Source organism: Mesorhizobium kowhaii, assembly GCF_042431665.1.
In the GTDB taxonomy this organism is placed as follows: domain Bacteria; phylum Pseudomonadota; class Alphaproteobacteria; order Rhizobiales; family Rhizobiaceae; genus Mesorhizobium; species Mesorhizobium kowhaii.
The window spans coordinates 138537-157836 of sequence record NZ_JBHLYT010000030.1; the positions used below are offsets into that span (position 1 = coordinate 138537).

Annotated in this window: 19 protein-coding genes and 4 pseudogenes; 13 read left to right on the forward strand and 10 right to left on the reverse strand. The window is 60.4% G+C overall.

Features of this window, described 5'->3' with window-relative positions:
* Window positions 1-25 precede the first annotated feature (25 nt).
* Window positions 26-298 (reverse strand): hypothetical protein, encoded by a 273-nt coding sequence (locus tag ACFFNA_RS18105; protein WP_378920392.1) that lies wholly within the window; start codon window positions 296-298, stop codon window positions 26-28.
* Between the two features lie 9 nt (window positions 299-307).
* Entirely contained in the window at window positions 308-574 is a 267-nt protein-coding gene (locus ACFFNA_RS18110; protein WP_378920394.1) for an ATP-dependent DNA ligase, read from the reverse strand.
* On the opposite strand from ACFFNA_RS18110, the pseudogene ACFFNA_RS18115 reads away from it, so the two are divergent.
* From ACFFNA_RS18115 to ACFFNA_RS18150, 8 genes and pseudogenes are all read left to right on the forward strand, one after another.
* Window positions 519-929: pseudogene (locus ACFFNA_RS18115) on the forward strand (transposase family protein); the annotation flags it as partial. The gene ACFFNA_RS18110 and the pseudogene ACFFNA_RS18115 sit on opposite strands and share 56 nt — an antisense overlap.
* Window positions 930-947: 18 nt before the next feature.
* Window positions 948-1472 (forward strand): annotated as a pseudogene (locus ACFFNA_RS18120) (IS6 family transposase); the annotation flags it as partial.
* 455 nt (window positions 1473-1927) lie between these two features.
* On the forward strand, window positions 1928-3013 hold the full coding sequence (locus tag ACFFNA_RS18125) for a dipeptidase (protein ID WP_514132020.1): 1086 nt from the start codon (window positions 1928-1930) through the stop codon (window positions 3011-3013).
* Between the two features lie 42 nt (window positions 3014-3055).
* Entirely contained in the window at window positions 3056-4693 is a 1638-nt protein-coding gene (locus ACFFNA_RS18130) for an ABC transporter substrate-binding protein (protein ID WP_378920398.1), read from the forward strand.
* A 68-nt stretch (window positions 4694-4761) separates the two neighbouring features.
* Window positions 4762-5778: an ABC transporter permease gene (locus ACFFNA_RS18135; RefSeq protein ID WP_378920603.1), complete on the forward strand. Its 1017-nt coding sequence runs from the start codon at window positions 4762-4764 to the stop codon at window positions 5776-5778.
* Window positions 5775-6707: an ABC transporter permease gene (locus ACFFNA_RS18140; protein WP_378920400.1), complete on the forward strand. Its 933-nt coding sequence runs from the start codon at window positions 5775-5777 to the stop codon at window positions 6705-6707. The genes ACFFNA_RS18135 and ACFFNA_RS18140 overlap by 4 nt, the downstream gene beginning before the upstream one ends.
* Window positions 6704-7537 carry an ABC transporter ATP-binding protein gene (locus ACFFNA_RS18145; protein WP_378920402.1) on the forward strand — a complete coding sequence of 278 codons (834 nt, stop codon included), beginning with the start codon at window positions 6704-6706 and terminating at the stop codon, window positions 7535-7537. The genes ACFFNA_RS18140 and ACFFNA_RS18145 overlap by 4 nt, the downstream gene beginning before the upstream one ends.
* Window positions 7534-8295: an ABC transporter ATP-binding protein gene (locus ACFFNA_RS18150; protein ID WP_378920404.1), complete on the forward strand. Its 762-nt coding sequence runs from the start codon at window positions 7534-7536 to the stop codon at window positions 8293-8295. The genes ACFFNA_RS18145 and ACFFNA_RS18150 overlap by 4 nt, the downstream gene beginning before the upstream one ends.
* A gap of 12 nt (window positions 8296-8307) precedes the next feature.
* Here the strand turns inward: ACFFNA_RS18150 and ACFFNA_RS18155 are convergent, their stop codons facing one another.
* Entirely contained in the window at window positions 8308-9360 is a 1053-nt protein-coding gene (locus ACFFNA_RS18155) for a GlxA family transcriptional regulator (protein WP_378920406.1), read from the reverse strand.
* 215 nt (window positions 9361-9575) lie between these two features.
* Between ACFFNA_RS18155 and ACFFNA_RS18160 the strand changes: the two genes are divergently transcribed.
* Window positions 9576-10814, forward strand: coding sequence for an Atu1372/SO_1960 family protein (locus tag ACFFNA_RS18160; RefSeq protein ID WP_378920408.1), 1239 nt, complete (start codon window positions 9576-9578; stop codon window positions 10812-10814).
* A 1-nt stretch (window position 10815) separates the two neighbouring features.
* Complete coding sequence (locus ACFFNA_RS18165; RefSeq protein WP_378920410.1) at window positions 10816-12027, forward strand: FAD-dependent oxidoreductase; 1212 nt, start codon at window positions 10816-10818, stop codon at window positions 12025-12027.
* Between the two features lie 221 nt (window positions 12028-12248).
* On the opposite strand, the gene ACFFNA_RS18170 is transcribed toward ACFFNA_RS18165, so the two are convergent.
* Entirely contained in the window at window positions 12249-13151 is a 903-nt protein-coding gene (locus ACFFNA_RS18170) for an ImmA/IrrE family metallo-endopeptidase (protein WP_378920412.1), read from the reverse strand.
* A complete protein-coding gene (locus ACFFNA_RS18175; RefSeq protein WP_378920414.1) occupies window positions 13148-13426 on the reverse strand; it encodes a hypothetical protein in 279 nt (92 codons plus the stop codon). The genes ACFFNA_RS18170 and ACFFNA_RS18175 overlap by 4 nt, the downstream gene beginning before the upstream one ends.
* 6 nt (window positions 13427-13432) lie before the next feature.
* Here ACFFNA_RS18175 and ACFFNA_RS18180 point away from each other — a divergent pair.
* Window positions 13433-13783 (forward strand): annotated as a pseudogene (locus tag ACFFNA_RS18180) (siroheme synthase domain-containing protein); the annotation flags it as partial.
* 2 nt (window positions 13784-13785) lie between these two features.
* Window positions 13786-14382, forward strand: a complete 597-nt coding sequence (locus ACFFNA_RS18185) for a uroporphyrinogen-III C-methyltransferase (RefSeq protein WP_378920416.1) — start codon at window positions 13786-13788, stop codon at window positions 14380-14382.
* A gap of 216 nt (window positions 14383-14598) precedes the next feature.
* Here the strand turns inward: ACFFNA_RS18185 and ACFFNA_RS18190 are convergent, their stop codons facing one another.
* Both ACFFNA_RS18190 and ACFFNA_RS18195 read right to left on the reverse strand, forming a co-directional pair.
* Window positions 14599-14985, reverse strand: coding sequence for a type II toxin-antitoxin system VapC family toxin (locus ACFFNA_RS18190; protein ID WP_378920418.1), 387 nt, complete (start codon window positions 14983-14985; stop codon window positions 14599-14601).
* Window positions 14982-15227, reverse strand: a complete 246-nt coding sequence (locus ACFFNA_RS18195) for a type II toxin-antitoxin system Phd/YefM family antitoxin (protein ID WP_378920420.1) — start codon at window positions 15225-15227, stop codon at window positions 14982-14984. Before ACFFNA_RS18195 ends, ACFFNA_RS18190 begins: the two co-directional genes overlap by 4 nt.
* Before the next feature lie 332 nt (window positions 15228-15559).
* On the opposite strand from ACFFNA_RS18195, the pseudogene ACFFNA_RS18200 reads away from it, so the two are divergent.
* Window positions 15560-16112, forward strand: a pseudogene (locus ACFFNA_RS18200) (IS6 family transposase); the annotation flags it as partial.
* 350 nt (window positions 16113-16462) lie between these two features.
* Here ACFFNA_RS18200 and ACFFNA_RS18205 read toward each other — a convergent pair.
* Genes ACFFNA_RS18205 through ACFFNA_RS18215 form a run of 3 tightly spaced genes read right to left on the reverse strand, consistent with a single transcriptional unit; the run spans window position 16463 to window position 19155 of the window.
* Window positions 16463-17245 (reverse strand): ABC transporter ATP-binding protein, encoded by a 783-nt coding sequence (locus tag ACFFNA_RS18205; protein ID WP_378920422.1) that lies wholly within the window; start codon window positions 17243-17245, stop codon window positions 16463-16465.
* Between the two features lie 10 nt (window positions 17246-17255).
* Window positions 17256-18119, reverse strand: coding sequence for an ABC transporter permease (locus ACFFNA_RS18210; RefSeq protein ID WP_378920424.1), 864 nt, complete (start codon window positions 18117-18119; stop codon window positions 17256-17258).
* Window positions 18120-18147: 28 nt separating this feature from the next.
* Window positions 18148-19155 (reverse strand): ABC transporter substrate-binding protein, encoded by a 1008-nt coding sequence (locus ACFFNA_RS18215; RefSeq protein ID WP_378920605.1) that lies wholly within the window; start codon window positions 19153-19155, stop codon window positions 18148-18150.
* Window positions 19156-19300: the final 145 nt, after the last annotated feature.

Sequence of the window (19300 nt, forward strand, 5' to 3'; positions counted from 1 at the left end):
GAACGTCCAGTTGGCAGCCATCAGTCTACGCCTCCCTGAAATCCTGCAACGAAGCGTGGTGCAAATCTTCCTCACCACGTAGATGCTTCACGCGACCGGTGAGACCCGGCCTAACCCATTGTGTCGCCGGTCGGTTCATGCCCTTGAGAGCAGTGCCGGCATGCTCTTGGACCCGTTGCCAAAGGCGCTCGCGCATCTCGCGGTTCAAGGTGATGAAGGCCGCGCCGACATATGGGCCCGTGCTGCGATCTGCCATCAGGCCGAAGGCTGGTTTGCCGGGTTCGCGCTCGACGCCCAAGCAAAATATTCATCCACGGTGTAAGCTCTTCGTCTTTAGCCAGGCAGTCGAATTGCCGCTTCGGTAAACGCTGTCGTTGCGCTTCGAAACCATACCCTCCAGCCCGGCTTGGTCGATCAAATGAAAGATCGCTTTTGCGTCTCCCGGCAATGCCTCGCTGAATTGGATGCGAGCGCCAGCAGGGATTGTCGCTTGCAGAATGTCGCGCCGATCCACAAGCGGCAAGCCGGCCATGATCGCCTCCGACCACGGCACCGAGTTCACCTCGAACGCCATCCTCGCCTGGTCGAAGGATCACAGAATCGAATGGCACTACATCGCGCCAGGCAAGCCAATGCAGAACGGCTATGTCGAGAGTTTCAACGGCCGGATGCGCGATGAGCTTTTGAATGAGAGCCTGTTCTTCGGTCTCGACCACGCCCGAAGCGCCATCGCCGAATGGAAGGAGGACTTCAACACCGCGAGGCCGCATTCCTCGCTCGGCTATCAGACCCCGGCAGCCTATGCCGAGGTCATCACCGCAACCGGCTCCGACGCTGTGCTGATGGAAGGCTCCGCGCCTCCGCCGGTTGCTCAACCCGCGCCACAAGGCGTAACAAAAACGGTCGAGGCTCTAATCGCAGCTGGATGACAGTTCAGTGGCAGGTCAGAGCGCTTCAACCGGCGCAAGCGGACCGTCACCGGCAAGTGGCATATGGACGAAACGTAGATCAAGGTTCGCGGCCAATGGCTGTATCTCTATCGTGCCATCGACGGCGCCGGCGACACGGTCGAGTTCTTCTTCAGCGAACACCGTGATCTGCCGGCAGCAAAGCGCTTCCTTCGACAGGCGCTTGCGTGCCATGGCAGGCCGGATCGCATCGTCATCGACGGCAGCCAGACCGATCACGAGGCGATCGTTTCCTGCGATGCCAACCGCTTGGGCGATCGATCGCGACGCTCACTGAAGCCGATCCTCATTCGCAAGAGCAAGTATCTCAACAACCGGATCGAGCAGGACCATTGGCGCATCAAGCGCCGGGTCCGCTCCATGCTCGGCTTCAAGTCAACGACGACTGCCGAAATTATCCTCTCGGGCATCGAGATGGTTCACATGATGCGCAAGCGACAGGCGAGGTTTGCTTATAATTCGCGTCCGTCAATCGCCGAGCAATTCGAAATCCTCGCAGCCTGATAAGCGGCGCGAAGCGCCGTGTCATGGCCAAAATTACAATTTGCGACAGAGCCAACTGGACTGCCAGCGAATTCGGCGAATCCTTGGGGCCGAGACTCCATATGTGGAACGTTGGCGGTCACGACCATAGACGACACCATCTAACATGCTCTATCCGGCCAACTCAGGAACAATCGTGGACGTAAGAGCTACCCCACGCCATGGGTAACGACCGAAACTCTAAGGCCCCGTTATCTGTCCACGGGAGTTACTAAGGTGACTGCGGCGCGCCGCACTTGCCAACATATCCATTCTTCAAAAGCAGGCGTCGAAAAGTCAAAGAAAATGTCCGAATTCTAAAATCAGATCCTCAATTCCAAGGCCATATTTCCGATCAATGAAGCGGTTGGTAGCGAAGTGCTTCTACCGCTCCAGGCAGCGGAGATAGATAATGGGATTATGCGGTAAACTCAGATTTGCGTCCAACCAACAGGCGCGTTGGTAAGATGCACAGGGTATTCGACGGACACAATGATGTCCTGCTGCGGCTTTGGAGGAATGCCTGCAAGGGCAATGATCCGGTCGCCGAGTTTCGCTGTGGTATCAATGATGGACATTTGGACCTGCCGCGGTCTCGGGCGGGCGGTTTAGCGGGAGGGCTTTGCGCCATCTTCGTTCCATCCGGGGACCTGGTACTGAAGACTCCGGATACAAACGGACATTATGACACGCCACTTTCAGACACGGTGAGCCTCGGCCAGGCTCTCCTTGAGGCGCGGGAAATCGCTGCCATCGCGTTCCGGCTCGATCAGGCCGAGGCTTGGAAGATATGCCGCTCGACCGCCGATATCCGTGGAGCGATCGAAGCGAAGGTATTTGCAGCGGTTTTGCACATGGAGGGCTGCGAGCCGATTGGTTCCGATTTAGCAGAGCTTGAAACATTCCACGCCGCGGGTCTCAGATCATTGGGACTGGTTTGGAGCCGCCACAACATCTTCGGTCATGGCGTACCGTTTGCGTATCCGAAGTCGCCCGACACGGCTCCGGGCCTGACGGAAGCGGGCTTCTCGCTTGTTCGAGAATGCAACAGGCTAGGCATCGCCATCGATCTGGCCCACATCGCCGAGAAGGGCTTCTGGGATGTTGCGAGGACGACCAGCAAACCGTTGATCGCAAGCCATTCCAATGCGCATGCGCTGACGCCCGTGGCGCGAAACTTGACCGACCGCCAACTCGATGCGATCCGCGAAAGCCAGGGCGTCGTCGGACTAAACTTCGCCACGACGATGGTGCGGCCGGACGGACAGGAAAACGCCGCGACCCCGCTCTCGGACATGGTCCGTCATATCGATTATCTCGTCAATCGGATGGGGATCGACTGCGTCGGCCTCGGGTCGGATTTCGACGGCGCGACCATCCCGGAGGGTATTTGCGACGCGGCCGGAACACAGAACCTCGTCTCTGCTCTACGGGACGCCGGATACGATGACAGAGAACTCGACAAGATCTGCAAGGACAACTGGCTTCGTGTGCTGGCCGATGCCTGGCACGAACAAGAGTGAACACCTCAAAGCATTCATCAAACCAAAAGAAGGGGACTGAAAATGGATAACCGTACCCAGAAGACACTCCTGGCGCTCGCTGCTGGGACGGGCCTTGTAATGCTGGCCGCTAATTCTCCCGCTCTTGCCGGGACGCCCCCCGACACTTTAGTCGAGGCCTTCGCGATAGACGATATCATCAGCCTTGATCCGGCGGAGTCCTTCGAGCTGAGCGCAGGTGAGGTCATCAGCAACACTTACGATACGCTGGTTCGACTCGATCTCAACGACACTACGAAGGTGGTTGGCGACCTCGCCGAAAGCTGGACTGTCTCGCCCGATGGTCTGACCTATGCATTCAAGCTCAAGCCTGGCCTCGTTTTCGCTTCGGGCGACCCCATCACCGCTGAAGACATTGCCTGGTCGTTCGAACGAATGGTCAAGCTCGACAAAAGCCCTGCCTTCCTGATCGACCAACTCGGGCTTGACGGCAACAACGTCACCCAGAAGGCCAGGGCGATCGATCCCACGACCTTTTCGCTCACCGTTGACAAGCCCTACGCGCCGAGCTTCGTGCTGAACGTCATGGCCGCAAGCCCAATCTCGGCCGTCGACATGAAGCTGCTGATGGCACACGCCAAAGCCGTTACGCCGACCAGCGACTACAAATACGACACGGACTTCGGCAACGGCTGGCTGAAGACGAACTACGCTGGCTCCGGCCCCTTCGTCCTGAAAGCCTGGAAGGCCAATGAGGCAGTCGTTCTGGAGCGTAACGACAAGTTCCACGGAGAAAAGGCAAAGCTCGCCCGCGTGATTTTCCGCCATATGAAGGAAAGCAGCGGTCAACGGCTGGCTCTGGAGGCCGGCGATATCGACGTCGCGCGCAATCTTGAACCGGGCGACATCGATGCAATTTCCGCCAATAAGGCGCTGGCCGTCTATAGCGCGGCGAAGGGCACCGTCTACTACATCAGCCTCAACCAGAAGAACGCCAATCTCGCCAAGCCGGAAGTCCGCGAAGCCCTCAAATACCTCGTCGACTATGCCGCGATCGGCAAGACGCTGATCAAGGGCATAGGCGAGATCCACCAGACCTTCCTGCCGAAGGGCCAGCTCGGCACACTCGACGAGAACCCCTATACGTTCGATGTCGCCAAGGCGAAGGAGCTGCTTGCCAAGGCAGGCCTCGCAAACGGCTTCACGGTCACCATGGACGTGCGCAGCGCTCAGCCAGTGAGCGGGGTCGCAGAAGCCTTCCAGCAGTCGGCCGCCCAGGCCAGCGTCAAGGTCGAAATCATTCCGGGTGATGGAAAGCAGACCTTGACCAAGTACCGCGCCCGCAACCACGACATCTACATCGGCCAGTGGGGATCGGACTATTGGGACCCGCATTCCAACGCCCAGACCTTCACCGTCAATCCTGACAATTCCGATCAGGGCGCCTCGAAGACCTTGGCCTGGCGCAATGCCTGGGACGTGCCGCCGTTGACGGCCGAAACAGACCGCGCCCTCCTGGAAAACGATGCTGTCAAACGGGCGGCGATCTATCAGGACCTGCAGAAGAAGGTTCTGGACGATGGTCCGTTCATCAATATCTTCCAGCAGACCGAAGTGGCCGGCACATCCGCTAAACTGAAAGGCTTCAAGCTCGGTCCGACCTTCGATTCAAACTTCCTCGCTCCAGTCTCCAAAGACTGACTAGGAAGGACGATCCGATGGCAATGACCGACACGGCATGGAGAGCCGGGCGCAGGCGCGCCCGGACGATGAGCGGGATTTACGGCGTCGCCAGTTTCCTGGCGGTCATCGCCACCACCTATATGGGGCTTCTGGCAGTTACCTTCTTCATCGGCCGCGTTGTGCCGGTGGATCCCGTCCTTGCCGTTCTCGGCGACCGGGCCCAGGCCTCGGCGATTGAGCGGGTCCGCGAACAGATGGGGCTGAACCTGCCCCTCTGGCATCAGTTCTTGATCTATGTTCGCCAGATTCTCTCAGGCGATTTCGGCACGTCGGTACTGACCACCAATCCGGTCATGGCGGATATCGCCCATGTTTTTCCAGCGACGCTTGAGCTTGCAACCTTCGGAACACTGATCGGCACGGTGCTAGGCGTTCCCCTTGGAATTCTGGCTGCCGTCAAGCGGGGATCGTTCGCCGACCAACTCGTTCGACTTGTTGGGCTCGCCGGATACTCGATCCCGATCTTCTGGCTCGCCTTGCTGGGACTTCTGCTCTTCTATGCCCGCCTCCACTGGGTCGCCTTTCCCGGCCGGATCGACATTGTCTACGAATATACCTTCACGCCGATCACCGGGCTCTTTCTTTTGGACGCTTTTCTGCAGCGCCAATGGGATGTCGCCTGGGACGTATTCCGGCATCTCGCGCTGCCTGCCAGCCTGCTCGGTTATTTCTCGCTCGCCTATATCAGCCGCATGACCCGCTCTTTCATGCTGAACGAACTTGGCCAGGAATATGTGATTGCCGCCCGCGCCAAGGGGCTCTCGGAAACGCGGATCATCTGGAGACATGCGCTCAGAAACGCAGCCGTCCCGTTGGTTACGGTGATTGCGCTCTCCTACGCCGGACTTCTCGAAGGGTCTGTGCTGACGGAAACGGTGTTTTCCTGGCCGGGCCTCGGCCTCTACATCACCAACTCGCTCCAAAATGCCGACATGAATGCCGTGCTAGGCGGCACGATTGTCATCGGTGCCGTCTTCATCGCCCTCAACATCCTGTCTGACCTGCTTTACCGGACCCTCGATCCCAGGACCCGTGCGCGATGACCATGACGATCGATACTCAACCTCTCGGCCGCCGGGCTTACCTCTTAAGCAATCAGCCGGCTTCGCGTATGCAGGCCAGCCTCGGTCGCGCCTACATGATGTGGTTGCGCTTCTCCGCCAACGGTCTGGCACTTGCGGGCCTTGGCATTATCATGGCTTTGGTGCTGGTGGCGATCTTCGCCGATGTCATAGCGCCACATTCGCCGGTCTTCGGCGATCTGGCCGGGGCTCGCTTGTTACCACCTGGAACGGGCAGCTATCTGCTTGGCACAGACGATCAGGGCCGCGACATTCTCTCAAGACTGATCCACGGGTCCCGGCTGACGCTTGCAGTCGTCACGCTCGTGGCGATTATCGCTGCACCGCTCGGCCTTCTTGTCGGCACCGTCGCGGGCTATGCGGGCGGCTGGGTGGATGCCGTGCTGATGCGGATCACCGATATCTTCCTCGCCTTTCCGAAACTCGTGTTGGCCATGGCGTTCGTAGCGGCGCTTGGGCCGGGGATCGAAAATGCAGTGCTCGCCATCGCCCTCACATCCTGGCCGGCCTATGCGCGGATTGCGCGTGCGGAAACGCTGGGCGTACGCAATTCGGACTATATCGCCGCCGTTGCGTTGATGGGCGCCTCACCATGGCGGATCGTACTGCGCCACGTCATGCCCATGTGCCTTTCCTCGCTGATCGTCCGTGTCACGCTGGACATGGCCGGTATCATCCTGACCGCCGCTGGTCTTGGATTTCTCGGTCTCGGCGCCCAACCGCCGATGCCGGAATGGGGTGCGATGATCGCGTCCGGACGCCGCTTCATACTTGATCAGTGGTGGGTCGCCACCATGCCCGGCATTGCCATCCTCACCGTCAGCCTCGGCTTCAACCTGCTCGGCGATGGGCTGCGCGACGCACTTGATCCAAGGGAGGCCGGCCGATGAGCCCGCTTTTGACAGTCACCGACCTCAAAGTGCATTATCCGACCCGGACGGGGCTTGTTGAGGCAGTACGTGGCGTGTCCTTCACGCTGGGTCGCGAACGTCTAGGCATCGTCGGTGAGAGTGGCTCCGGCAAGTCGCAGACCGGCAGGGCGATCATGGGGCTGACACCGCCGCATGCCCGTATCACCGCGGACCGGCTCGCCTTCTCGGGCATCGACTTGATGACCGCGACACCGCGCGAGCGGCGGGCATTGCGCGGCGGCCGTATCGCCATGGTGCTGCAGGACCCGAAATATTCGCTCAATCCGGTCATGACCATCGGACGGCAGATTTGCGAAACGCTGAGGACACACAGCTCCGTCACGACGACAGAGGCGAAGCGTCGGGCTTTGGAGATGCTGGAGGCGGTGCAGATCCGCAATCCGGAACGGGTGTTCGGGCTTTATCCGCACGAGGTCTCGGGCGGCATGGGACAACGTGCGATGATCGCGATGATGCTGGTCGCGGGCCCCGAACTCCTGATCGCCGACGAACCGACCTCGGCGCTCGATGTCACGGTGCAACTGGAGGTGCTTGGGATCCTCGACAAGCTCGTGGCCGACCGCGGCATGGGATTGATCTTCGTCTCCCACGACCTTCGCCTGGTCTCGTCCTTCTGTGACCGTGTACTTGTGATGTATGCGGGCCGCGTCGTGGAGGAGCTGTCATCCGGGGAGCTTTCGAACGCCAAGCACCCCTATACCCAGGGACTTCTCGAGTGCATGCCGAAAATCGGCGAGAGCCGCCACCCGCTGCCGGTTCTCAACCGCCAACCGGAGTGGGCCGCATGACATCCGTTCTGACCATCGAGAATATCAGCGTCTCCTATGAGGATTACCGCGCGCTCGACAACGTCAATATCGTCGTCGCCCGTGGTGAAACTTTCGGTCTCGTGGGAGAATCCGGTTCAGGAAAATCGACTTTACTGCGCGCGATTGCCGGCCTTGCGCCGGTGCGCTCAGGAACGATCCGGGTCGACGGAGCGACACTTGCAGGCTCGAAGCGCTCGCGCGACTTTTATCGAAAGGTGCAAATGGTGTTCCAGGACCCCTACGGGTCACTGCATCCACGCCAGACGGTCGATCGAATATTGCTGGAGCCGCTTGTAGTTCACGGTATCGAAGGTACAGAGCCTCGTATACGCCGTGCGCTCGACGAGGTAGGGCTTGGCCCATCCTTTCGGTTCCGCTTCCCGCATCAAATGTCAGGCGGCCAGCGGCAGCGCATCGCCATCGCGCGTGCTCTTATTCCCGAACCGGAGATCCTGCTGCTGGATGAACCTACGTCGGCGCTCGACGCATCCGTTCAAGCGGAGGTGCTCAATCTCCTCGAGCAGGTGCGAAAAGAACGAGCCTTGAGCTTTATCATGGTGGGCCATGATCTTGGCGTGGTGACCCATATGTGTGAGCGCATGGCAGTGATGCGGGCCGGAAAGGTAGTAGAGGAGCTGACATCCTGTGAAATGATCGCAGGAACAGTCAAGGAGGATTATACGCGTAACCTCATGACGGCGAGCAAGGGTTTCGTGCGCGCGACCGAGGCCGCTTGATTCCCTGGGATTTCACCGAAACTTTCCGGGAGGCTTTCCGTACTTCTTGCCAAATGCCGTCGCAAGATGTGCTGAGTCCGAAAAGCCTGTTTCGAACGCGATGGCGGTGATCGGCATGGCGGTGTTTTCTACCAGGAAACGTGCATAGCGCAGGCGGGTTTCGAGAATGAAGCGTTTCGGGGTCATGCCGATATGCTCTCGAAACAGCCGCGCGAACTGGCGTGGCGATAGACCGACAACGGCTGCGGCTTCTTCAGGGGAGGTATCGCGGCCCTTGCGGCTTTCGATGAGAACCACAGCGCGCTGGATGCGGGTGTCACCGACGTGTTGGAACGGAGAGACCCGTTCGTGATCGAAGGCGCCTATGCCTTTCTGCTCTCTCAGCGATAACTGATGGACGGCCTTTGCTGCCCGGTCCGGTCCGCAATGGGTGCGGATGAGCTCCGTCATCAGCGACAGGATGGAGATCCCGCCCGGCACCGTGACCTGTCCGTCCGCGACGACAAAATCCTCACGCGTCGAGAAAGAGAGGCGAGGGAACGCCGTGCGAAAATCTTCCGCGTGAAAAGGATGGATCGCCGCCTTCTTCCCTGCAAGCAGTCCTTCCTGCGCCAGCACGAAAGCGCCTGTGCAGACCCCGATGACGGTCACACCAGCAGCGACGGCGACCTTGATATAGTCGCGATGCTGTGCGGGGGCCGCACGCAGGTGTGGAAGAAGACCACCAATGACGACGACGTAGTCGAAGTCCGTGGGATTGGTGTACGGTGCGTCCGCCTGCACGCGGATTCCGCAGCTTGCGACTGACGCCTGTCCCAACTTGCCCATGATTGACCACCTGCAGTGCAGCGGTCGCGAATTGTCCGCGAAATCGGCCGCATGGCGGAGAGGTTCCACGACGCCCGTCAGCGACATCATCGGAAAGGTCGGCCACAACAGAATGCCGACGGAAAGATCCGGTTTGCGGTCGCGCGACGACAGCAGTCGTTGCGCCCACAGACCGTCGAGCCATCGAACATAGTCGGGATCGGTCGGCGCTGGTGAAGCATCGCCTTCGGACGTCACGGCAAACCCTCGTTTGTCAAAGTGTGTACCTGTCAGGTGTCGATTTTTCAAAGAAAAAGTCCATTCCTTAAAATTCCAAGCCCGTTCGCCGTGCCAATCTGATCGTCGTCGTATGTCGATACCGGAACTTGCTTCTTCCAGATCATATGACCGTTCCTTTTCGCCGGCGGCAGCTTGCCGGTTGCGCTCACCTATCGTCGTTAGAGAAAAGCCCTATGAACACCCAAACTGCAGAGATCGTATTGAAGCGCGCGGAGCGCGCGAGGGGCCACAAGCCGCTTATTCTAATGACACCGGATATCAACGTGGGAGAGCGTGCCTGGACAGAGCGAGAATATACGGTACGGGCAAACTATGCCGAAGCCATTGCCGAGGCGGGCGGGATTCCTCTCATTCTTCCCTTTGATCTGGAAACCATGATCTCTGCCGCAGCTTTGGCCGACGGTATTCTGATCACCGGGGCCCTGCCCGGTGTGGAAGTGGCGCCTCAGCGCCGTGAATTTGAGCGAACCCTTGTTGGAATGGCAATCGAGGCTAAAAAGCCGCTGCTTGGCGTTTGCCATGGCATGCAGTTGATCGGCGAGTATCTTGGCGGGACATTCGTCGCCGCTCTGCCGACCGACGTCGGGATACCGGCAACCGACCACATGCCGAATGCCATGCCGGACGGCCTGGCCCATGACATCCTGCTGGAGCCTGAGAGCGAACTTGTCGGATGGGCGGCCGGTTCAACAACGGCTCAGGTCAACAGCCTGCATCGCCATATGCTAACGGGTATGGGGCGCTTTCGGGTCGCGGCGCGCGCGCCGGATGGCGTTATCGAAGCTTTCGAGGGAACGACAGATGGCTTCTGTCTTGGCATCCAATGGCATCCCGAATACCGACTGACTGAATTCGACCGGGCAATCCTTAGGAATTTCGTCGAATTCAGCGCTCGACACGCGCGGCCGCGAATTGCGCCCGGAGCGCTTCGCGAAGAGCTTTGCGCGGTGCGCCAACGGCTTTTGGCGCTTGGTCTCGCTCTGCCGGAACCCGCAGTTCCGCCAGGAGCCTTCGTCGGCGCTATTCGCAACGGGACGATCGTTACGATTTCGGGGCAGGTCCCCCTCAAGGATGGAGCGGTCATTCGAACGGGACATCTGGGCACGGTTGTTTCCGTCGAGCAAGGCAGGGAATGTGCGCGTTGGGCGCTACTCAACGCCCTTGCCCAGTTGGAAGGCATTGCGGGACGGCTGGATCGGGTGACGAGTTTCGTCCGGCTGGCCGGATATGTCGCGGCATCGCCCGATTTTACCCAGCACGGAGCGGTGGTTGACGGGGCCTCGGATCTGCTCCGCGAGATTTTTCCCGACCGTTGGCAACACGCACGCGTGGCTCTCGGAGTTGCCTCTCTGCCGCGAGGCGTTCCCGTGGAGATCGAGTTGACTGCCTCGTTGGCCGCCGAGGCGTTTTGAGATGAGAAATGTGGCTGTCGTTGGAGCGGGCGTCGTAGGCGTTGCGTCCGCATACCTTCTGGCTCGGGCCGGACACAGGGTCACGCTCATCGATGCGGCTCGCGAACCGGGGCTGGGAGCAAGCGCTGGCAACGCCGCTCAGCTTTCGTGGGCCTATGGCGATGCAATGGCCTCACCGGCGCTGCTGAAACACTTGCCAGCGATCGTTGCCAAACGCGATCCGGCGTTTCGCATTCGCTGGCAACTTGACCCGGATTTCCTGATCTGGGGGCTCCGTTTCCTGGCCAATTCGTCTGCTAGCCGCTGGTGGAGCAACACCGGCGCCATTTTGCAGCTTGCCAATGAATCACGCCAGGAACTGGAGGCTCTTCTGGCAGAGGCGGATATAGAGTTCGACTATCGCGTCGCGGGGAAGCTCCATCTCTACGCCAATCGGGCAGGCTTCTTTGCAGCTCGGCCAATTGTCGAGCGAAAGACGGCCCTCGGATTCAACCAAAAGCTGCTGACGCGTGCCGAGGCCGAGACGGTGGAGCCTGCTTTGAAGACATATCAGGGCGAGATTGCAGGCGCCGTCTATACGCCCGGCGATGCGCTCGGCGATGCGGCGGCCTTTTGTCGCCAGCTCACCGCACATATTGTGGATCGGTATGGCGTTTCGACACTGTTTGGTCGCCGGGTGGCTGGCTTCGAACAACGTCAGGGAAGGCTTTGTGCTTTAAGATTCGGCGATAGCACTCCACTTTCCACCGAGGCCGCAATCATCACCGCCGGGCCTCTGAGCCGCACCTTTGTGCTCGATTTGCCTGAAGTCCGGTCGATCCGCCCCGTGAGGGGCTATTCGTTAACCGTCCCCTTTACCCATGGAGCGCCTCGCGTCAGTTTAACGGACACCAAGCGCAAGCTTGCCTTTGCGGCTATCGGCAACCGATTGCGCGTCGCAGGTCTTGCCGATATCGAGCGACCGGACGCCGGCTTTGGCGCGGACCGCTTCGAGACGTTGCGTACTGCAGCTTGCGAGGTGTTTCCTGACCTTTTTGGCTTGCAAGATGACGAGATTTGTTGGTCGGGCGAGCGGCCTATGACACCGTCGTCGCGACCAATCATCGCGCCGTCGCGCCGCATCCGTGGCATCTACATCAATGCGGGTCACGGCATGCTAGGCTGGACGCTTGCGCTGGGCTCTGCGCGACGGATGGTCGGTATGGTGGGGTAAGTGCCAAGATGCGCAATGATCATATGCCGGCCCTGAGAGTTTGTAGAAACTCGAGAGTTTTGTTGCCGGCGTAGCTTCGGGGAGCTGTAGTTCGAATCCGTCCTCGGGCCTATAGAACCTCACATCCGATCGCCGCTCTCAGCGCCAGCGCGACCTTACCTACAAGAAGCGCAGGCGCTCGGGGATCTGCTCGGCGGACGCAGTGAGTAGGTAGGCCGGCTTTACCGGTCAGAATACAGGCGGCGCTTGAGGCGCTCTGCCGAGGTCATTTCCGCTTCTTCGTCCGCCTCCTCGTCATCGCCGGAGGCTGCGTCCCGCGAGAGCATGTTTAGCGCGAAGCCCTGCCGTTGCAGAAGAACCTGCTCATAGAGTGGCGCGGGTTGACGACCTCTCTCCCCATGGAGCCACATACCGGCGTCGGTCTCGTCAATCTCACTGGGTACGCCCATTTCATGCTTTCGGCGCTGCAGCAGCGAGTGCGCGGGAACCATCGCGCCGGACGGGATTGAAAGTTTTAGAAATTTGAGCGGGTCGCGATAGTCGCGCAGCACCTTGCCGTTCTGCGTCACCACGATTGCGACAGGTTCTTCCCGAAAGCGCACGTAAGCGCGGCCGGCCGCCTCCTCGTCGTACTTCTTGGCGATGGCCGACAGCTGGCGAATGTCGGGATCGTTACCCACGGCAACATCGACCCGGAATTTCGGTAGCGGCATCAGGATCTGCGAGGCAAAGCGATTGGCCTCGACTTCCATTTTCAGGCGCCGGTCCGATTCCCCGCCCTTCAGCTCCCGCATGTCCTGGAGCTTGCAAAGAAAACGTCCTTCGGCCGACGGCACGTGGGACGGCATCAGGAAATGGCCGAGTTCGTGGGCAATGGTGAAGCGCCGCCGCTCCCTTGGGCTTGCCTCGTTAAAAAGAATCGATCCGTTGAACTTGTCGGGCGTGGTAATAAGCCCGCCTTCATAGCCTTGCGTCGTGAGCGGAACGATCTGGTGGATGTCCAGCCTCAGGCACAACTCCTCGACGGGCACCGGGATCGGCAGCTGCGGCTCGAGCTTCAGGATCTCAAGAACGAGGCGCTCGGGGCTGCCCGCGTCGGCCAAGTCCATCCGCGTAATGTTCATGGTTTTCGGCTGGCTTTCAGCCGCTCAGCAATCAGCGCTATGGTCTGGCGGTGTGAATATGCATCGAAGGTTGACCCCGCGCGGGCTCGCATAACGGGCTGATATTGCTGTGATTTATAACCGCTTGGCAGGGTATCACGATCGGCATCAGTCGGGACCCTACTTGTTTGCCGATTTTCCTTGATCTTGCCGGCAAGCGAGCGGTGATCGCCGGCGGCTCCTAAGCGGCGCTTTGGAAAGCGGATTTGCTCCTTGCCGCGGGCGCACAGGTGCATGTCTTCGTGCCGAGGGAGGAATTATGCGCCGACTTCGTGGAGCTGTTCGCCCGTGGCATTGCAAACGGGTCTCTCGTTTATCATGACCGAACCTGGGCCACCGACGTCTTCGAGGATGCCGCCATAGCAGTCGCCGACGCCGCATCGGACGAACTGACTCAGGCATTTCTGCGCGCCGGGCTCGCCGCGGGTGTTCCCGTCAATGTCATCGACCGGCCTCGGTTCTGCCAGTTCCAATTCGGTTCGATCGTGAATCGCTCACCGGCCGTCGTCGGCATCTCGACGGCGGGAGCGGCACCCATCCTGGCACAGGCAATCCGTCGTCGCATCGAGACACAGCTGCCGGCATCCATCGCTGCATGGGCAGAGTTGGCCCGAAGCGTGCGCGAGGCCGCCAACGCCGCCCTGCCGAAGGCACAGCCAGACGCGTCTTCTGGGAGCGGTTCGTCGACCGTGCTTTCGCTGGCGCGCCATCGGCGACCGCAAGGCGCGATCTTCTCGGCGAGGCCGCCAGGATCGTCTCTGGCATCGATCTTCTGGGTGGACAGGTCACATTCGTGGGAGCCGGCCCGGGCGATGCCGAGCTTCTCACCGTTAAAGCGATCCGGGTGCTGCAGGCGGCCGACATCATCCTGTTCGACGATCTGATCTCGCACAACGTGCTCGAACTCGGCCAACGCGAGGCAGGGCGCATACAGGTCGGCACGCACGGCGGGCGAACGGATTGCCGCCAGGAAGATGTCGACGAATTGATGGTGAAGCTGGCCAGGGCCGGCAAGCGCGTTGTCTGGCTCAAATCAGGCGATCCCATGATTTTGGGCGATAGTCGCGAGGAAATCGCGCGGTTGGAAGGTTCTGGCATTGCGGTGTGTGTCGTGCCTGGCGTCGCCTCCGTACCGGAAGTTTCGCGAAATCGGTCGACTTTGGCGTCCCCCGCCACGATCGGCGGGCCATAAGCTGACCCCTCCGCGGAGCCCTGGCGTCGCGCTCCAGGTGCCCTACCGTCCGGCTTGCAGGTCGGTGGAGGGCGGATTTACCTCACGTTGAGTCGACTTGAACGCGATGCGGTACCTTGCGACTGGCCACCAACGGTTGAGGCTACGCGCTAGGTGTCCTTCGAGTAGACATCAATCCGACGTTCCCTAGTCGTCTACCGTCGAAGGGGACGTGGTTCAGAGTTGTCTTATAGGTCCAGGATATCTGGCCACGAGTTCATCCACGGTCAGAAGCGTGACGCCTTCCACAATCGACTGGGCGATCAGCATGCGGTCAAACGGGTCCTTGTGAATCGGCGGGAGCCCGTCAACCCCGATGGCGTGCTCGCTGGTGATTGGCAGTTCGCCATAACCGTTGTCCAGAAGACCGCGTCTGAGCAAACGTGGATCGACCTTGAAGTCGTCACGCCCCAGGCCACGCTTGATGGCGATTTCCCATAGGCTGGCCGGGCTGAACATCAACTCGTTCAGAGGGTCCTTGATATAGGCAAGCGCAGCGATAGGCAGTCGGTCGGGCTCCCCTGCGGCCCACAGGAGAAGATGAGTGTCGAGTAGAAGCTTCACGCCTCGTTCCCGAACAGCTTCTCGATTTCATCGCCACCCATACGATCGAAGTCATCCGGCACAGAGATCTGCCCGTTCAGGAATCCGACCCTACGCACCTCGCCAGCCGTGGGATGGTCGATCGGCACGACTTTCACCATGGGCTTTCCCGCTTTGGCGATGACGAAGGGTTCGCCCTTTGCGGCCCTCTCGACAAGGCGAGAAAGCTGCGTCTTGGCCTCATGAATGTTGACGGTGTGCATTTGTAGCTCCTAAGGTGAACTTAGTTCATATGACTTAGGCTAATTTGAACGGAACTGCAACATACGAATTAATCCTTCATTCGGGTCGGCATTGAGAAGAAAAACGATCCTCCAACGACGTCGTGAACCGGCCGAGGTGCTGAAGCGACCGGTTAGCGAATCCCGGCTTGAGACAGAAAGAGCCAGCGGTACTTCGATTTCCACCAAGGGCCGGAGATCGTTTCGGTGATTGAAGGTAAGACCGACGTTAGCGACCGGCAGGGCCGGCGCTTACGCGCCGCCCGCCTCGAACTTCAGGACCGGCAGACCCAGCTTGCGGGCCTTGTCGCCCTCTGAGCCTGCGCGATCTAGAAGAGATGATGGCCGAACGCGGCCTCAACGTCGATCCCTCGCTGCTGGAGTGTTTCAACCGGCGCAAGCGTGCCGTTACCGGCTCGGGGCCAGTGGACGTACCTCTATCGTGCCATCGACAGCGTCGGCGACACGGTCGAATTCTTCTTCAGCGTAACCGTGACCTGGCGGCCGAAAAACGCTTCCTCCGGAAGGCGTTGGAGCGCCACGGTCGACCGGATCGCATTGTTATCGACGGTAGCCAGACAAATCACGAGGCGATCATTTCCTGCGATGCTGAACCCGTTTGCGGGATCGATCGCGGTGCTCGCTGAAACCAATCCGCAAGAGCAGGTATCTCAATAACCGGATCGAGCAGGACCACCGGCGCATCAAGCGCCGCATCCGCTCCATGCGGGCTTCAAATCGAAGGCGAGCGCAGAGGTCATTCTGTCCGGTATCGAGATGGTTCACATGATGCGCAAACGGCAGGCAAGGTTTGCGTACAATCTATGCCCCTCAATTGCCGAGCAGTTCGAGATCCTTACCGCCTGATTATTGGCGCGAAAGCGCAGTGTAGTGAGCGAAATCACGATTTGCGACAGGGCCGGCGTGGTCCTCGGTCGTGGCTTACAACCTCGTTCTCTTCACCCGCCTCAAGCCGAGCTGACGCCGATCCGGCATGGCAGTTGGCCGCGCAACCGGTTATGCCGGCTTCGTGGCGCGCCCCGATAGCCACCCAAAATCCATTCTGCCGCTCATCATCACGTTACACTCCTTCCAAGGCACCTTGCTCTCCTTGCAAAGGGCCGAAAGTGTAACCCATCTATCCGGAAGGAACCGTCACCCATCTCTCGGGAAGGGCAGATGATGAGCCGTCTGCAAGAAAGAGTGCGACTTTCTGCTTATGCCATTTCAGGGCGCCGGGAAGCCTCGCGGATCGCCTTGTGCACGCCGCGCTGCAAATCCATGAAGGCCGGGGTTTCCATCACCTCTTCCCGGCGCGGGCGCTCGATGTCGACGTCGAAGGTCTGCATGATGCGTCCCGGACCGATCCCCATGACGACGATCCGATCCGAGAGATAGACCGCTTCCTCCACATCGTGCGTGACGAACAACACCGTCAGCCTGTGCTCTTCCCAGATCTGGGTCAGCAGCTCCTGCATCTGATGCCGGGTCAAGGCATCGAGCGCGCCGAACGGCTCGTCCATCAGCAGCATCTTGGGCCGATAGGACAACGCACGCGCAATGGCGACGCGCTGCTTCATGCCGCCGGAGAGTTCGGACGGATAGCGGTCGGCACTCTGCGACAGCTTGACGAGGTCGAGATGCTCGAGCGCGATCTCGCGGCAGGCGGCGCGATCGTAACCGGCCGCCTTGAGGGCGAACTCGATGTTCTGCCGCGCCGTCAGCCAGGGCAGCAGCGTGTAGGACTGGAAAACGACGCCACGGTCGAGGCCCGGCTGCAGGATCGGCGCGCCATCGATGCTGAGATCGCCGGCGTCGAAATCCTGCAGTCCGGCGACGATCGACAGCAGCGTGCTCTTGCCGCAACCCGACGTTCCGACGAGCGAGACGAACTCATTGTCGGCAAGATCGAGGTTGATGTCCCGCAGCACTTCCGTGCGCCGCTCGCCCGTGCCGAAGCTCTTGTCGAGACCGGCGATGCGCAATTTGGGAACAGTCATCGGCGGCTCCTCATTGCGAATGGCCATCCTGCCGGAAGAGCACCTTTTCCAGGGCCTTCATGACCTGGTCGGTGATGAGGCCGAGCACGCCGAGGAGCAGGATGTAACCGATGATGGTGTTGGTCTGGAAATAGCGCTGCGACACCGTGATGCGATAGCCCAGACCGGAGGTCGCCGCGACAAGCTCCGCCAGCACCAGCCAAGTCCATGCCCAGCCGAGGCTGATCCGCAGCGTATCCCAGATGCCCGGCAGGGCGCTGGGCACGACGATGCGCGTCAGGATCTTGCGGTCCGGCAGGCCGAGTGTACGGCCAAGGCCGATGAAATCGGTGGGGACCCGTTTCACATTGTCCATGATCATCAGCACCTGTTGGAAGAAGGTGCCGATGAAGATGATCAGGAATTTCTGCGTATCGCCGGTGCCGGCCCACAGGATAGAGAGCGGCACGAAGGCGACGACCGGCATGTAGCGGATGAAATCGACCAGCGGCTCGATAGCCGCTTCCCAGGAGCGGAAACTGCCTATCAGCACGCCGATCGGGATCGACAGGGCCGAAGCGATGAGGAAGCCGATTGAAATGCGGTACGCCGAGGCTCTGAGGTCCAGCCACAGCGTGCCGTCCGTAGCGAGCTTGGCGATCTGGGTCGCGACGCTGCCGGGCGACGGCAGGAAGATCGGCTTCACCCATTCCAGCCCGGTCGCCGCCCACCAGGCGAGGCCAAGCCCGACAAAGACGGTCACCGCGATCATCAGGAAACGCGACCTGGCGATGGGCACGCCGATCCCGGAGGATCGGCGGCGCATGGCTTGTTTTGCGGCCACCTTTGGCGCGGGGCGCGCCAAGCCGTTTTTCGCGGGAGGCTCTGCGGACATCTGCGTTACCACCGCGATCCGGGCTTTGTCATTCGGCTGCCTTGACGAAGGACGGTTCGATCATCTGCTCCGGCGTCACATCTGCCTGCAGCAGCTTGGCGTTCTTGGCGGCCGCTTCGACATCGGCGAAGGTCTTGGTGGTGAAATCACCGGTGAGCGCCGTCTTGTTTTCGGCGAGCGAATAGTAGCGCACGCCGTCGAAAGCAGTGTTGAGATCCTTGACGTCGGAACCGACGGCCTTGGCGATGATGGCGCGGCCGCCGGGTGTGTCGGCATTGTAATCCTTGAGCGCGGCATCCCAACTCTTGATCATGGCCAGCACCTGCCCGGGCCGCGACTTGATCACCTCGTCACGCACCACCAGCACGTCGCTGATCAGGCCGGGATCCTCGCCGGCGGTGAACAGCAGCTCGACGTCCTTGTTCTGCGCCATGGCGACGGTGAGGTATGGTTCGTAGGTGACCGCGACCGGCACCTGACCCGCGATCAGCGCGCCGCCGGCGTCGGACGCCGGCATCGGAACGGCTTTCACATCGTCGATCGACATGCCGTTCTTGGCGAGCGCGTATTTGAGCAGGATGTCGCTCGTCGTGCCTTCCTCGAAGGCGACCTGCTTGCCCTTGAGGTCCTTGATGGAGGTGACGTCCTTGCCGGCAATGATGGCGTCGGCCGTCATCGAAACATCGAGCAGCAGCACGATCTTCACCGGCAGGCCAGCGGCAACCATGCCCATCGCCGTGTGGGTGGCGATGTTGGCGGCGTCGAGCTGGCCACTGGCCAGCGCTGCGTTGATGTCCTTGTCCTCGGAGAAATTGACGATCTGGACGTCCGACAGGCCGTTTGCCTTGAACAGGCCCTTGGCGTCGGCGACATGCCACTGGCCATAGCCGAGCCAGGGCTCGATGCCGATCTTGAACGATCCGGCCTCGGGCGTCGTGGGAATGGCCGCATCGGCCGCATGGGCTGCGGGGGCGGCAGCGAGCCCGATGGCGGCGACCATCATGAGCGCGCGAAATTGTCCTGCTAGGTTACGCATCATCTCTAGTTCCCCTTGATGATCAGACCGCTTTTTTACCCAGGCATCCGGTCTGGTGAGACTGCGGGTTTCTGCTCTCGCGGCGCTGTGCCTCGGCGTCTCGCCCACCACTTCATGGTGAAGTGCAGGGATATTTCAGCGTCAG

Coding starts and splice junctions, on each gene's coding strand:
- ACFFNA_RS18110 (WP_378920394.1), bottom strand. CDS start 574: ATGGCGTTCGAGGTGAACTCGGTGCCGTGGTCGGAGGCGATCATGGCC.
- ACFFNA_RS18130 (WP_378920398.1), top strand. CDS start 3,056: ATGGATAACCGTACCCAGAAGACACTCCTGGCGCTCGCTGCTGGGACG.
- ACFFNA_RS18135 (WP_378920603.1), top strand. CDS start 4,762: ATGAGCGGGATTTACGGCGTCGCCAGTTTCCTGGCGGTCATCGCCACC.
- ACFFNA_RS18140 (WP_378920400.1), top strand. CDS start 5,775: ATGACCATGACGATCGATACTCAACCTCTCGGCCGCCGGGCTTACCTC.
- ACFFNA_RS18145 (WP_378920402.1), top strand. CDS start 6,704: ATGAGCCCGCTTTTGACAGTCACCGACCTCAAAGTGCATTATCCGACC.
- ACFFNA_RS18150 (WP_378920404.1), top strand. CDS start 7,534: ATGACATCCGTTCTGACCATCGAGAATATCAGCGTCTCCTATGAGGAT.
- ACFFNA_RS18160 (WP_378920408.1), top strand. CDS start 9,576: ATGAACACCCAAACTGCAGAGATCGTATTGAAGCGCGCGGAGCGCGCG.
- ACFFNA_RS18165 (WP_378920410.1), top strand. CDS start 10,816: ATGAGAAATGTGGCTGTCGTTGGAGCGGGCGTCGTAGGCGTTGCGTCC.
- ACFFNA_RS18170 (WP_378920412.1), bottom strand. CDS start 13,151: ATGAACATTACGCGGATGGACTTGGCCGACGCGGGCAGCCCCGAGCGC.
- ACFFNA_RS18175 (WP_378920414.1), bottom strand. CDS start 13,426: ATGCACCTGTGCGCCCGCGGCAAGGAGCAAATCCGCTTTCCAAAGCGC.
- ACFFNA_RS18185 (WP_378920416.1), top strand. CDS start 13,786: ATGGGCAGAGTTGGCCCGAAGCGTGCGCGAGGCCGCCAACGCCGCCCT.
- ACFFNA_RS18195 (WP_378920420.1), bottom strand. CDS start 15,227: ATGCACACCGTCAACATTCATGAGGCCAAGACGCAGCTTTCTCGCCTT.
- ACFFNA_RS18205 (WP_378920422.1), bottom strand. CDS start 17,245: ATGACTGTTCCCAAATTGCGCATCGCCGGTCTCGACAAGAGCTTCGGC.
- ACFFNA_RS18210 (WP_378920424.1), bottom strand. CDS start 18,119: ATGTCCGCAGAGCCTCCCGCGAAAAACGGCTTGGCGCGCCCCGCGCCA.
- ACFFNA_RS18215 (WP_378920605.1), bottom strand. CDS start 19,155: ATGCGTAACCTAGCAGGACAATTTCGCGCGCTCATGATGGTCGCCGCC.